Origin of the sequence: Rhizobium sp. 11_C7_N12_5 (genome assembly GCF_051811145.1) — a bacterium.
Classification (GTDB): domain Bacteria; phylum Pseudomonadota; class Alphaproteobacteria; order Rhizobiales; family Rhizobiaceae; genus Rhizobium; species Rhizobium lusitanum.
This window is the reverse complement of record NZ_JBPWPY010000001.1, coordinates 1,451,781-1,464,947: the sequence shown is the minus strand read 5'-3', so window position 1 is coordinate 1,464,947 and position 13,167 is coordinate 1,451,781. Positions and strand designations below refer to the sequence as shown.

At 59.8% G+C, this 13,167-nt stretch carries 14 protein-coding genes and 1 tRNA gene; 9 read left to right on the top strand and 6 right to left on the bottom strand.

Annotated features, from left to right (window positions below; all coding sequences use genetic code 11):
• Window positions 1–2: 2 nt before the first annotated feature.
• From moaC to AB8B29_RS07305, 4 genes are read right to left on the bottom strand one after another with little or no spacing between them, the layout of a single operon-like run.
• Window positions 3–497, bottom strand: a complete 495-nt coding sequence (moaC, locus tag AB8B29_RS07320; RefSeq protein ID WP_037202178.1) for a cyclic pyranopterin monophosphate synthase MoaC — start codon at window positions 495–497, stop codon at window positions 3–5.
• 1 nt (window position 498) lies between these two features.
• Window positions 499–1,314 carry an indole-3-glycerol phosphate synthase TrpC gene (gene trpC / locus AB8B29_RS07315; protein WP_113118615.1) on the bottom strand — a complete coding sequence of 272 codons (816 nt, stop codon included), beginning with the start codon at window positions 1,312–1,314 and terminating at the stop codon, window positions 499–501.
• 12 nt (window positions 1,315–1,326) lie between these two features.
• Entirely contained in the window at window positions 1,327–2,343 is a 1,017-nt protein-coding gene (gene trpD, locus AB8B29_RS07310) for an anthranilate phosphoribosyltransferase (RefSeq protein WP_047556727.1), read from the bottom strand.
• Window positions 2,344–2,368: 25 nt separating this feature from the next.
• Window positions 2,369–4,261: a peptidylprolyl isomerase gene (locus AB8B29_RS07305; protein WP_113118614.1), complete on the bottom strand. Its 1,893-nt coding sequence runs from the start codon at window positions 4,259–4,261 to the stop codon at window positions 2,369–2,371.
• Window positions 4,262–4,442: 181 nt separating this feature from the next.
• On the opposite strand from AB8B29_RS07305, the gene AB8B29_RS07300 reads away from it, so the two are divergent.
• The 4 genes from AB8B29_RS07300 (at window position 4,443) to AB8B29_RS07285 (ending at window position 8,234) form a co-directional block, all read left to right on the top strand.
• Entirely contained in the window at window positions 4,443–4,724 is a 282-nt protein-coding gene (locus tag AB8B29_RS07300; RefSeq protein WP_047556730.1) for a hypothetical protein, read from the top strand.
• Between the two features lie 289 nt (window positions 4,725–5,013).
• A complete protein-coding gene (locus AB8B29_RS07295; RefSeq protein WP_037202168.1) occupies window positions 5,014–5,478 on the top strand; it encodes a MarR family winged helix-turn-helix transcriptional regulator in 465 nt (154 codons plus the stop codon).
• On the top strand, window positions 5,471–6,697 hold the full coding sequence (locus AB8B29_RS07290) for an HlyD family secretion protein (RefSeq protein WP_113118612.1): 1,227 nt from the start codon (window positions 5,471–5,473) through the stop codon (window positions 6,695–6,697). The genes AB8B29_RS07295 and AB8B29_RS07290 overlap by 8 nt, the downstream gene beginning before the upstream one ends.
• Window positions 6,690–8,234 (top strand): DHA2 family efflux MFS transporter permease subunit, encoded by a 1,545-nt coding sequence (locus AB8B29_RS07285; protein ID WP_113118611.1) that lies wholly within the window; start codon window positions 6,690–6,692, stop codon window positions 8,232–8,234. Before AB8B29_RS07290 ends, AB8B29_RS07285 begins: the two co-directional genes overlap by 8 nt.
• Window positions 8,235–8,314: 80 nt before the next feature.
• On the opposite strand, the gene AB8B29_RS07280 is transcribed toward AB8B29_RS07285, so the two are convergent.
• Window positions 8,315–8,911 carry a DNA-3-methyladenine glycosylase gene (locus AB8B29_RS07280; protein WP_113118610.1) on the bottom strand — a complete coding sequence of 199 codons (597 nt, stop codon included), beginning with the start codon at window positions 8,909–8,911 and terminating at the stop codon, window positions 8,315–8,317.
• Between the two features lie 179 nt (window positions 8,912–9,090).
• Here AB8B29_RS07280 and AB8B29_RS07275 point away from each other — a divergent pair.
• The 5 genes from AB8B29_RS07275 (at window position 9,091) to AB8B29_RS07255 (ending at window position 12,164) form a co-directional block, all read left to right on the top strand.
• Window positions 9,091–9,180, top strand: a tRNA-Ser gene (locus tag AB8B29_RS07275).
• Between the two features lie 288 nt (window positions 9,181–9,468).
• On the top strand, window positions 9,469–9,837 hold the full coding sequence (tnpA, locus tag AB8B29_RS07270) for an IS66-like element accessory protein TnpA (protein WP_092852027.1): 369 nt from the start codon (window positions 9,469–9,471) through the stop codon (window positions 9,835–9,837).
• Complete coding sequence (gene tnpB, locus AB8B29_RS07265; protein ID WP_113118609.1) at window positions 9,834–10,196, top strand: IS66 family insertion sequence element accessory protein TnpB; 363 nt, start codon at window positions 9,834–9,836, stop codon at window positions 10,194–10,196. Before tnpA ends, tnpB begins: the two co-directional genes overlap by 4 nt.
• Window positions 10,197–10,245: 49 nt before the next feature.
• Window positions 10,246–11,868: an IS66 family transposase gene (tnpC, locus tag AB8B29_RS07260; protein ID WP_092852023.1), complete on the top strand. Its 1,623-nt coding sequence runs from the start codon at window positions 10,246–10,248 to the stop codon at window positions 11,866–11,868.
• Entirely contained in the window at window positions 11,868–12,164 is a 297-nt protein-coding gene (locus tag AB8B29_RS07255; RefSeq protein WP_092852021.1) for a hypothetical protein, read from the top strand. The genes tnpC and AB8B29_RS07255 overlap by 1 nt, the downstream gene beginning before the upstream one ends.
• Here the strand turns inward: AB8B29_RS07255 and AB8B29_RS07250 are convergent.
• Window positions 12,142–13,113, bottom strand: coding sequence for an ATP-dependent Clp protease proteolytic subunit (locus tag AB8B29_RS07250; RefSeq protein WP_162740590.1), 972 nt, complete (start codon window positions 13,111–13,113; stop codon window positions 12,142–12,144). The genes AB8B29_RS07255 and AB8B29_RS07250 overlap by 23 nt on opposite strands.
• Window positions 13,114–13,167 lie beyond the last annotated feature (54 nt).

Here is a 13,167-nt window from a genome sequence, read left to right as displayed (position 1 = left end):
CGTCAGGCCCCCGGATGGCGGAAATCCCCCGATTTGCCGCCGGATTTTTCCAATAGCATTATGCCGCCGATTTCCATGCTTCGGTCGGCGGCCTTGGCCATATCGTAGATCGTCAGGCAAGCGACGGAGACCGCCGTCAGCGCCTCCATCTCGACGCCGGTGCGGCCAGTGAGCTTTGCCGTCGCGGTGACGCGCAGGCCGGGCAGGGCGGCGTCCTCGGCGATATCGACCGCCACCTTCGTCAGCATCAGCGGATGACACAGCGGAATGAGATTGGACGTCTGCTTGGCTGCCATAATGCCGGCGAGCCGCGCCGTACCGATGACATCGCCCTTCTTGGCGTTGCCATCGCGGATCAGCGCCAACGTCTCCGGCTTCATCCTGACATAACCGCCAGCGGTGGCGCTGCGCGCCGTTTCGGCCTTGTCGCCAACATCGACCATATGCGCTTCGCCCGAGGCGTCGATATGGGTGAGGCCCGTTTTCTCGGTGCTCATTTTACTCGGCCGCCAGAACGCCGGTCTCGCCGTTCAGCAGCAGTCGCGTCGCCGCCGTGACATCGTCCTTGCGCATCAGGCTTTCGCCGACGAGGAAGGTGGTGATACCGACGGCTTCGAGGCGCTTGCAATCGGCATGGGTGAAGACACCGCTCTCGCCGACCAACAGGCGACCCTCCGGCACCATGGCCGACAACGCTTCGCTGACCGTGAGGCTGACCTCGAAGGTACGCAGATTGCGGTTGTTGATGCCGATCAGCGGCGAAGACAGCTTCAGCGCCCGTTCCATCTCTTCGGCATCATGAACCTCGACAAGCACGTCCATGCCAAGGCCGAAAGCTTCGTCCTGCAGTCGCTGCGCGTCGTCGTCGGAGAGCGAGGCCATGATCAGCAGGATGCAGTCGGCGCCCCAGGCGCGGGCTTCCTGCACCTGATAGGTATCGAACATGAAATCCTTGCGCAGTGCCGGCAAGGAGCAGGCGGCGCGCGCAGCCGTCAGGAATTCGGGAGCGCCCTGGAAGCTCGGCGTATCCGTCAGTACCGAGAGACAGGCAGCACCACCCGCCTCATAGGCCTTGGCGAGGGCAGGCGGGTCGAAGTCTGGGCGGATCAGTCCTTTCGACGGGCTTGCCTTCTTGATTTCGGCAATCAGACCAAAAACGCCTGCGCTCTGCTTGGCGAGAAGTGCCTTGTGGAAGCCGCGCGGCGCGGACTGACCTGCCTGCATAGCCTTGAGATCCGCAAGGGGAACCTTGGCCTTGGCCGCGGCGATTTCCTCGCGCTTGTAGGCTTCGATCTTCTGAAGGATATCGGTCATGACGTCCTGAACCTATTCTTCCTCGTTGGAGACGGCGATCAGCTTGTCCAGCGCCACCGCGGTCGCGCCGCTGTCGAGCGACTGAGCCGCGAGCTTCATGCCATCATGAAGCGTTTCCGCCTTGCCGGCAATGACAAGCGATGCGGCTGCATTGGCAAGAGCAATGTCGCGATAGGCGTTTTTCGCACCGCTGAGCACATCTCGGAGCGCTGCAGCGTTGGCGATGCCATCGCCGCCCTTGAGGTCGGCAAGATCGGCATGCGCCAGACCGAAATCGGCCGGCGTCAGCTCGAAGGTACGGATCTTGCCGTCTTCAAGTGCTGCGACCGAGGTTGCTCCGGTCGTGGTGATCTCGTCCAAGCCATTGCCGTGCACGACCCAAACGCTTTCGGCATTCAGGTCCCTCAGCACCTCGGCAAGCGGTACGACCCATTGCGGCGCAAAGACGCCGAGCAGCTGACGGCGCGCACCGGCCGGGTTCGACAACGGGCCCAACAGGTTGAAGATCGTGCGCGTGCCCAACTCGACGCGGGACGGGCCGACATGACGCATCGACGAATGGTGCAATTGCGCGAACATGAAGCCGATGCCGGCTTCACGAATGCAGCGGGCAATCACCTCGGGACCGATATCGAGCTTGATGCCGAGCACCGACTGCGTGTCGGCCGTGCCGGCCTTGGAGCTCTGGGCACGGTTGCCGTGCTTTGCCACCGGCACGCCTGCGCCGGCGACGATGAATGCCGCCAGCGTCGAGATGTTGTAGGTGCCAACGCCATCGCCGCCCGTGCCGACGATATCGATGGCGTCAGCTGGCGCTTCCACCGACAGCATCTTGGCGCGCATCGTCGTGACGGCGCCGACGATCTCGTCGACCGTTTCGCCGCGGACACGCAGCGCCATCAGGAAAGCGCCGATCTGCGACGGTGTCGCTTCGCCCGACATCAGGATCTCGAATGCCTGCCGGGCTTCGTCTCGTGTCAGCGCCTCACGATTGGCGACCTTGGCGAGGAAAGGTTTCAGTTCGGCCATTGGTTATCCATCCTCCCGACCGGGCCTAGCGGGACATCGCCTGCTCGGCGAGGCTCTGATTGACCGTGACGGCGTATTTGGACTGCAGCTGGCTGACCATCTGGTCGAGGATGTCGTCGCCGGCGGCATTGGCGATCTGAGCGATCTGCTGATCGTCATTGCTCAGGGCATCGGTCGTCGGGTTGTCGTTGACATCGGTGACCTTGAGCAGGATCTGCGTCGCGTCATCTGCGCCGACGGCACTGGCGGCCGTATCGACAGGGCCGGAGAAGGCGGCGGCGATGCCGCCACGGCCGAGAACCGGATCATCCGTCGAGCGCATGATGTTGGCCTTGCTTTCCACGGCGATGCCGAGCGGCGCAGCGATATCGGCAAGCGACTTGCCCTTCTGCACCTCCTGCTTCAGCTCGGTTGCCTTGGCGGCAAGCGCGATCTTCTGCTGCGCGGCAGTCCAGTCGGCAACGGCCTTTTCCCGGACGTCGGCGAGCGAACGATCGTGATCGGGTGTGATGCCAAGTATGTCGTACCAGACATAGCCGTCGTTGCCGACCGTCAGCGGCGCTGGATTGCCGCCCTGGTCGGCCTTGAAGACCTCGGAGAGCAGTTGCTGTTTTGCCGGCAGATCCTTGACCTCGTTGCCGGACTGATCGAGGCCGGTCGCATCGATCGAATCGATCGCGACCGTCTTCAGCTTCAGCTGCGTTGCAGCCTCCTGCAGCGAGACGCCGGATCCGCGCAGATCCTCGAACTTGTCATGGACGCTGGTGATTTCATTGGCGGCATTGCTGAGCGCAATCTGCTTGCGGATGTCTTCCTTGACGTCGTCGAAATTCTTCGCCGTTTCGGCCTTCACGTTGGTGACACGCAGAATGACCGGGCCGAACGAACCGTCGACGACGGGCGTCGTGCCGCCATCCTTGGCGACGGCGAAGGCGGCTTCGGCAATCGTCTTGTCCGGAACCTGATCCTTCGTGAACGTGCCGAGCAGCACGTCGGAAGGCTTCTTGCCCTGATCGGAAACCAGCTGATCGAAGGTCGTGCCGGTCTTCAGCGCGTCGGCGGCCGCAGTGGCCAGATCCTTGTTGGCGAAGGTCAGCTGTTCGATCGTGCGCGTTGCCGGCGTCGTGTAGCTGTCCTTGCGCTTGTCGAACTCGGCGCGCACCTCGTCGTCCGACACACTCGCCACATCGGCGAGATCCTCTGCCTGCAATTTCACATAGGCGAACTTCCGATATTCGGGAGCGCGGTATTTCGACTTCACACCCTCGAACCATTTGGACAACACGTCGTCGGCCGGTGCCTTGACGGGGTCGATGTTGGCGTTGGTGAGCAGCAGGTAATCGATGCTGCGGTGCTCGTCGTGATACTGCTTGACGGCATCGACCAGAACCTTCGGAGCGACGAAGCCGTTCGACACCGCTTCGACGATCTGGCCGCGGACCGCAACCTTGCTGCGCTCCTTGATGTAGTCGTCGGGCGAGATGTTGCTGTTGCGCAGAAGCATCTCGAATTTCTGCCGGTCGAAAGCGCCGTTCGGCGCCTTGAAGGCCGGATCGTCGCCGATCAGCTGCGCGAGCTTGTCCTGTGAAAGGCCGAGGCTCATATCGGCGGCAAGCTGATCGAGCGAAGCGCCGGCAACGAGCTGTGCCACGGTTTGCTGTCCGATACCGAAGGCGCGGGCCTGTTCCGGCGTGATCTGCATGCGCAATTGCTGGCTGATGGCCTGAATCTGGCGGCGATAGGCGAGGCGAAATTCATTGGTATCGATGTGCTGGTCGCCGACGGTCACCACGGTATTACTGTTGCCGCCGGTGATGAGCGAACGTTCGACGCCCCATACACCGAAGGCTGCCGCCAGAAGAAGCAACAAGCCCTTGGCAAGCCAGGTCTGGGCGATTTTTCTCAGCACGTCGAACATTGGAAAGCAAACCTCGTCATAAATACGTCTTCGCCCGTAGGCGAAACAATCGAAGTTCCTTAGAACAATCCGAACCGGAATTGAAGAGCCAGAGGGGAAATCACCCGACGAGGCGCCAAGGTGCCGGAACCTTTGACGAGCCGTGACGTTTTAATCAACAAAGAAACACAAGGAGCATACGATGGCAGAGACGAAATCAGCTTCCGCCCAGTCCTCTTCAGCCCGAGCGCAGACTGAAACGGCAGTGGAAGATTTGGCGGCACAGGTCGCCGCTCTCCGCGAAGATTTATCGAGGCTGTCGCAGAGCCTGGCTGCCGTCGGGCAAGGAGCGACGTCCGTCGTCGCGGAGGAAGCCCAGGAGATCACAGAGCAGTTACGCGAAAGAGTTCGCGAGGAGCCGATTTTCATGGTCGCTGCCGCAGCCGGCATCGGCTACCTCATCGGTCTTCTCAGTCGCCGCTAGCCTATGCTGAACCCCTGACGGATAGGACGGGCCCACGCGCCCATCCAGCTTGCGAAACTGCCGAAAAGGCGCGGACGAATCGTCCGCGCCTTTTCGATTTTGGGCATCGATCGGCAGGTGAACCTCGACTTTGCCGGGCCCGCGAAGGGAGTGCGACATCTTTGCGACACCCCCGCGACATCTTCGACCATCCCTATTTCTTGATCGCCCACCCTCTTGTATCGCGTGGGCGCTTACTATAGGTGTCGGTAATTATAAGGTTGCTTATGAGTAGCAGGCTTCTTATGCCATGAACACACTACCCACCCTCGGCTTTCTCCTCCATGACGTTGCGCGGCTTCTTCGGAAGCGGTTCGAGCAGCGCGCGAAGGATTTGGGACTGACGCGATCGCAATGGCAAACACTTGCCTATCTCGCGAACAATGAAGGTATTCATCAGGCCGGACTTGCGGAGATGCTGGAGATCGAACCGATCACCCTGGTTCGCATTCTCGACAAGCTTAGCGAGCGCGGTCTGGTGGAGCGCCGGCAACATCCGAGCGATCGGCGGAGCTGGCTCCTTTACATGCGCGAGGAGGCCCGGCCACTGATCGATACCATGCGCAGCATAGGCGACCAAACACGCAAGGAAGCGCTCGACGGAACCTCGCAGGAGGATAACGAGCGCCTTTATGAGTTGCTCACCCTCATGAAATCGAACCTGCTTCACGTCTGCCGCTCGAAGGCAGCCGACAAAGAGATACAACATGGCTGACGCATCCTCTTCGCTTCGCGTACCCGCAAACGCAAATTCCACAGAACAGATTCAAGCCCCTGTGGCCGAGGCACCATCTCCAAACCCGACACCGCCGCCTGCAGCGGTTGCCGCGGCAAGCCCCGTCACGCCTCCCGAAAAGCCGCGCAAGCGCCGCAGCCCGACGCGGCCGATCCTGTTTGCGCTGCTCCCCGTCGCCCTCGTCATCGGTGGCTATTATTACGTCACCGGCGGACAGATCATGTCCACGGACAATGCCTATATCCAGGCCGACATGGTCGGCGTTTCCACCGACGTCTCCGGCACGGTGATATCGGTCGATGTGCATGAGAACGAGGTCGTGAAGAAGGGGCAGGTGCTTTTCCGCCTCAAGCCCGATTCGTTCCGTATCGCGCTCGAAGGCGCGCAGGCGCAGCTCGGCAACGCCAGAAACCAGATCCTGAACCTGCAGGCGAGCTACAAGCAATCCGTGGCCGAGATCGCCCAGGCGCAGGCCGACATTCCCTACTACCAGACGGAGCTCGAGCGTCAGCAGAATTTGATCAACAGTTCGGTTGCCTCCGAGTCGGCCTATGACCAGGCCAAGCACAATCTCGAAGCTGCCCAGCAGAAGGTCTCGGTTGCCCAGGCACAAGCTGCCGCGACCCTCGCACAATTGGGTGGTGATGGCACTGCCGATCTGCCTCCCGAGCAGAACCCGCTCTACCTGCAGGCCAAGGCTGCGGTCGACAATGCGCAGCGCGAGCTCGACGACACTGTGGTACGGGCGCCTTTCGACGGCGTCACCGCCAATGTTCCCTCGCTGCAGGTCGGCGCCTACCTGACGGCTGCGCAGCAGGGCTTCTCGTTGGTTTCCACCACGCATATGTGGATCAACGCCAGCCCGAAGGAAACCGAGCTGACCTATGTACGGACCGGCCAGAAAGTCGACATCTCGGTCGACACCTATCCGGGCGTAACCTGGAAGGGCACCGTCGCCAGCATCGCACCGGCATCCGGCTCGAGCTTCTCACTGCTGCCCGCACAGAACACGACAGGCAACTGGGTGAAGGTCGTGCAGCGCATACCGATGATCATCAGCATCGACGATATGGAGGGCAAACCTCCGCTGCGCGTCGGGATGAGCGTCGTCGCCGGCGTCGATACCGGCCATGCCCGCGGCCTGCCCGACTTCGTCAGCAATCTGCTGGGCCATTCGCGCGGTCAGGACCATGAGTAACGCCACTACCGCTCCGCCGTCAGCGCCCATCGCCAATCGCGGCGCGATCACCGCCTGCGTCATCCTTGCTGTCATCATGCAGGCGCTGGACACCACCATCGCCAACGTCGCGCTGCCACATATCCAGGGCGACGTCTCTGCCAGCGCCGACCAGATCAACTGGGTGCTGACGTCTTATATCGTCGCAGCGGCGATCATGACGCCGCCCTCCGGCTTCCTGTCTGCAAAGTTCGGCCGCAAGCGCGTGCTGCTGGTGGCGATCGCCGGTTTCGTCGCCGCTTCGGTCCTCTGCGGCCTCTCTGAATCCCTGGCGCAGATCGTCGGGTTCCGCCTGTTGCAGGGCCTGTTCGGCGCGGCGCTGGTGCCGCTGTCGCAGGGCATTCTGCTCGATATCTACAATGTCGAGGAGCGCGGCCGCGCCATGGCGCTGTTCGGCGTCTCGGTGATGGTCGGCCCCGTGCTCGGTCCCGTGATCGGCGGCTGGCTGACCGACAATATCAGCTGGCGCTGGGTGTTCTACATCAACGTGCCGATCGGCGCGCTCGCCTTCTTCGGCATCGTCGTCTATGTCACCGAGACCAAGCTGGACACGTTCGCCAAACTCGATTGGTTCGGATTCGGCATGCTCTCGCTCGGTATTGCCGCGCTGCAATTGTTTCTCGATCGTGGCGAGCAGCTCGACTGGTTCTATTCGGGCGAGATCATCGTCGAGGCGCTCGTCTGCGCCTGCGCCTTCTATCTCTTCATCGTGCATATGTTCACGGCTGAGCGAAGTTTCGTGAACCCGAGGCTCTTCCTCGATCAAAACTTTGCCGTCAGCATGCTGTTCATCTTCATCGTCGGCGTGACCTATCTGGCCTCGCTCGCCCTGATGACGCCCTATCTGCAGACGCTGATGGGCTATCCCGTCGTCACCGCCGGTATCGTCATGGGACCGCGCGGCCTCGGCACAATGTTCTGCATGTTCCTTGTGGGACGGCTGATCGGCAAGGTGGATACGCGCTTCTTGCTGTTCATCGGTCTCGCTTTGACCGCGTGGGCCATGTACGAGATGACAGGCTGGACACCGGATGTCTCGCAGGAAACCATCATCTCCGTCGGCTTCGTCCAGGGCGCCGGCCTCGGCTTCCTGTTCGTGCCGTTGACGACGATCGCTTTCGCGACGCTGCCGGCACAGATGCGCGGTGAGGGCACAGGCCTTTACAACCTCTCGCGCAATATCGGCTCCAGCGTCGGCATTTCAGTCGTCTCGATGCTGATCACGGAAAATACACAGGTCAACCACGCGAACATCGCCGCCTATGTAACGCCGTTCAACCGCCATTTCGATGCGACGGCGGCCCAGGGAATCAGTCCCTTGACAGCTGTGGGACGCGCCACGCTCGACAGCATGATCACCACGCAGGCGACGATCATCGCCTACATCGATGACTTCAAGCTGCTGATGCTGATGTCGATCTGCGCCATACCGCTGCTGGTGCTCCTGCGCAAGCCAAAGGCGCCACCGGCCGTCGATCATAGCGTTGCCATGGAATAAGATAGCCGCGCAGTCTTCCAGTTCGCTGCGTGGCCGCATGGGCCGCCGGGCACCACCCCGGCGGCCTTTTTATTGCAACATCAGGGAAAACGACGACTGACGAAGCGCGAACCCGCCGCGCCGAACCGCCAGGGCGCATCGACATTCCTGGTGATTCCAATGCGTTTGCCGGAAGCGACGGTAACGGGTTCCGCCAAGGAAATAGCGAAAGGCGCCGCATCCAGCGACAGGCCATTCAGGCCGATGTCGATGGCCATCGCCTGCGAGAGCTTTCCCGGCCCGTTGCATAGCGACACGATATCGGCAATGCCGCGCCGCCGTATCATTTCCTCTATGCCGTTCTCCGGCTCCAGCGCCCGAATAAGCACGGCGCTTCCAGTAAGGCAGACGAAATTCAGACACCAGTGAATGCCATAGGAGCGATAGACATAGACATGGCCGGCCGGACCGAACATCGCCGCATTGCGCGGCGTTGGACCGCGATAGGCGTGGGAAGCCTCGTCATCAGGCCGATAGGCCTCGGTCTCGACGATACGACCTCCGATGCCGGCAACCGTGAACCGCGTTCCGATCAGATCGGATGCGACGCCAACGGCATCGCGGCCAAAGAAGGCTGCAAGGGCAGGGCCGACCAGGGGCTTGGGACCGAGCGACAGAGATTGATCGTCAGAGGTCATGGGCGAGGGCGATGTCCTTCCGGATAGTCGATGGCGAATCTTTCGCACAAGCAACGGCGTCATGGAATCTTTTTCGCGTGGCCGGTGGCTGCGGATGCACAGCGGCCCAGTTGACGCTTCGGCCCGAATAGCTGTAAAGCCAGCCAACCACTTTTGCTAGGCGTCGAGCCGTAGCGACAGGAAGAGTGTCCGAGTGGTTTAAGGAACCGGTCTTGAAAACCGGCGTGCGGGAAACCGTACCGTGGGTTCGAATCCCACCTCTTCCGCCATAATTTATTGATTTCATTCAATCTTTAATGATTGAAACTTAAAGTCCCGCTTATTGGCATACGGTAATCGCGAGCACAATAATCGCAATTGAACGCTTCATGTTTCTCTCCGTTACACTTGTAAAATTGACCGAGTTCTGAGTCAGCGGTCATTTCCGGGCCTTACCGTCTTCGGCAATCACTTGAATCGTAACCGCCCGATTGCTACCGCCTGCCAGCCATCGTCGTGATGGCCTAAGACACGTGTTTAACGACGTCGTTAGCGACGTGTCTTAGGTGGAGATTGCGATGCGCGTTGAGATTCTTGGGCAGGAACGGCGGCGTCGATGGCGCGATGATGAGAAGCTCGCGATTGTGATGTCGGTTGAGGTTGCCGGAACCACCATCACCGAAGTTGCTCATCAGCACGATATTACGCGACAGCAGATTTACGCTTGGCGTAGCGAGTTGAAAAAGAAGGGGCTGCTCTCGACGTCTGCGAATGCATTGTTCGTTCCCGTCGACATGAATGCCGTGCAGGCCGATGTCCCCGAAGACAAGAAGAACTGCTGCGGGACGATCGAACTGCGATTGAGCTGCGGCCGCACCCTTCGCTTTGGGAGCGCGGTGGACACTGGCGCCCTGACGAAGCTTATCCGGGCGGTGGAAGCAGCATGATCGGGCCTGGGACCGGCGTTCGGGTCTATCTTGCGTGCGGGATCACGGACATGCGCAAAGGAATAGAAGGCCTGGCTGCGCTTGCGCAGGATATCCTGCGCCAGAAGCCGACGAGCGGTGCGGTCTTTGCCTTTCGCGGCAAACGTGGCGATCGTTTGAAGCTGCTGTATTTTGATGGCCAGGGCTTCTGCCTGTATTACAAGATCTTGCAGAAAGGGCGGTTCCCATGGCCTTCTGCGGCCGACGGGGCAGCCCGGCTTACGTCTGCCCAACTGGCGATGTTGTGGGAAGGGATCGATTGGCGTCGTCCTGATTGGGGGGGCACCACCGGCCCGTGTCGGGTGATTTTATCCCACTGAAACCACTGGTTTTTATGGCAATTTCTCCTAGCGTGTGGTAGTCAGGATCATGTCTCGCGCGACGACAAATCTTCCGGACGATCCAGCCTTTCTCAAGGCAATGATTGCCGCTTTGCTGGCGGAAAATGCGAAGATGTCGGCCACATTGCAAGCGCATGACCAGTTAATCCAAACACTGCGGCTGCGCATCGCCAAGCTGAAGAAACAGGTCTTCGGCAAGTCGTCTGAGAAGATTGAGCGTGAAATCGAGCAGTTGGAACTGGCGCTTGAGGATCTGTTGATCGCCGCCGCTGAGGCCATTACTGCCCCAATCGATGAAGTTGATGAGGCGGCGTCGACAGTGCCCCTGGCGGATCCGTCCGAAAAGACCATGCGCCGACGCCCCCGCGTGTCGGACACGGCGGTCCGCGAGCGCCGAGAACTCGATCCCGGCTCCTGCTGCCCGGATTGCGGAGGAGAGTTGCGTCTTGTCGGCGAGGACACCAGCGAAATCCTCGATATGATCGCCGCGCAGATGAAAGTCATCGAGGTTGCTCGGTTGAAGAAGTCCTGCCGCTGCTGCGAGAAGATGGTGCAGGTGGCAGCACCCAGCCGTCCGATCCCGGGCAGCATGGCCGGCGCTAGGCTCTTGGCGTACATTCTGGTCTCGAAGTTCGACGACCATTTGCCGCTATACCGTCTGAACGAGATTTTTGCCCGCATGGGTGCCGACATTCCCGACAGCACGATGGTCGATTGGTGTGGTCGTGCGATGCAGGTGCTTCAGCCTCTCATCGAGCGGATCGAAACGGCGATCATGGCAAGTGATCTCCTTCATGCTGACGACACGCCAATCCGGGTGCTGGATCGCTCGCTGCGAGACAAGGGATTGGGCAAAGGCGTGAAGAAGGGCAGGCTCTGGACGTATGTTCGCGATCAACGTCCCTGGTCTGGCGCTTCCCCGCCCGGTGCAGTCTACTATTTTGCTCCTGACTGGAAAGAAGAGCACGTTCATCTTCACCTCAGGCAATCAAGCGGCATCCTTCAGGCTGACGGCTACAAAGGATACGGCAAGCTGTACTCACCTGGAGAGAATGGAACGTCTCGCTTTAAAGAGGCGGCCTGCTGGGCCCATTGGCGACGAGACTTCCACGACATCTGGACATCAAACAAGTCAGAGATCGCACGGGAGGCTCTCGATCGTATTGGTGCTCTTTATGACATAGAGCGTGGCATCAACGGCCAGCCTCCTGATATCCGTCTTGCCGCGCGTCAGGTCCAGAGCAAGCCCAAGGTCGATGCATTCCGCCACTGGGCTGAAGCTCAACTAACCCGCATTCCAGGCAAAGGCGATCTGGCGACAGCTTTCCGATACGGTTTGAGCCGCTGGGCTTCGCTCTGCCTGTTCCTCGAAGACGGTCGCGTTGCGATCGACAACAATGCCGCTGAGCGGGCCCTGCGTCCGATAGGCGTTGGAAGACGCAACTGGCTCTTTGCGGGAGCCGACACGGGAGCGGAAACGTTGGCACGCGCCATGACGATCATCGAGACGGCCAAGATGAATGGTCTTGACCCGCAAGCCTATCTGGCTGACGTGCTCGATCGTATCCACGATCACAAGATCAATCGGTTAGACGAATTGCTTCCGTGGAACTGGTCGGAGATCACCACAATCGACGCAAAGGCAGCGTGATGGCGACAGTTACCCACGTCCGTACGATCAAATTTGTTGCCGAAATCCTCGAAGAGGACGTGGAGCTTCTTCAGGCCATCGTCTCCAACGATGATAATCTAAGCTACGGCAGCATCATCTCCGTCTACACCGGGGACGATGAATCCATGACCGCACTGACGGACGATGGCATGGAAGAGCTGGAGCAGATGCTCTCCCACGCTCGCCGCTCAACCGACGAGTGGAACGACTTCCTCGACAGCTTTGTCGACGACAAAGAACTCATCGCCCGCATCAAAGCGAAATCTCCGCGGTAACAATCGGCCGGTTACCTTGAATCCGACCATTCATGCTTAGGGAATACAAGAACGATGCCGTTCCGTTCAGGGTCTTCGCGCGTTGCGGGCTGCTGACATACCAATCAAAATCGCCAGTCACTCGGCAAAGATCCCTGCCGCAGGAGACCACAACGCTTTCCGGTCTCAGGCGATACGTTCTATTAGGCCAACGCTCGAAAAACTTGGCCTTGTCCTCGAGTATCTCGTCCAATCTCTTTCGCCTACCATAAAAGCTGACTTCGCCCGCATAGACACTGGAGGCGAAGGCAATGGCCTGATTTGCCGGCAGGCTTCCAGAAGTCACCAATTCAGAAACAAAGTTTGTGGCGGCCGTCTCCTCTTCCTGCATTGCGTTGATCGGAGCGGGTGCCGATTGAATCGTTGGGGTAGAGGCCGGCACCGACGAAATATGGGAGCTTGCTGCATCAGGTGATAGATGCTCTATCCCGAATTGTTTGATTTCATCTGGGCTAAAGAAATGGATATCGTCAGACGATGTCCGGAACATAATCGGGAAAATGCGAGCATCGACGCCGTATTTATTTAATGTGTCAAGAATATCGGAGATATTCAGCTGTGCGTCACCCAGACCGACATTGCCGCTGATCTGATGTACGCCGAGCCGGCCCTGAACAATTCGGTTTCTGCCGGCAAAGAAGACGTACGCGCAAGCCGACGCACAAACGGAGTCCGACGCTATGACGGTGCTCATGCCCTTCGTGTAGACGTCATCAGCAATAAGCAAGCCGTTCTGAACGTCACCGCCCGGGCTATTCAGTACCAGGATTTTCACGTTCGGGTTGGCTGCCAATATCCTTCTAAATGACAGAGCCGACCGAGAATCGATCGGTCCATCCAAACGTATTGCCAGCGGCCAAACAGGCGATACGGAAAACGGCGCGACATTGTCTTCTGCACGGGCAGTCATTGCCCCTAAGAGAAAGACAATGCCAATCAAGAATACCCGACTACAAAACACGGC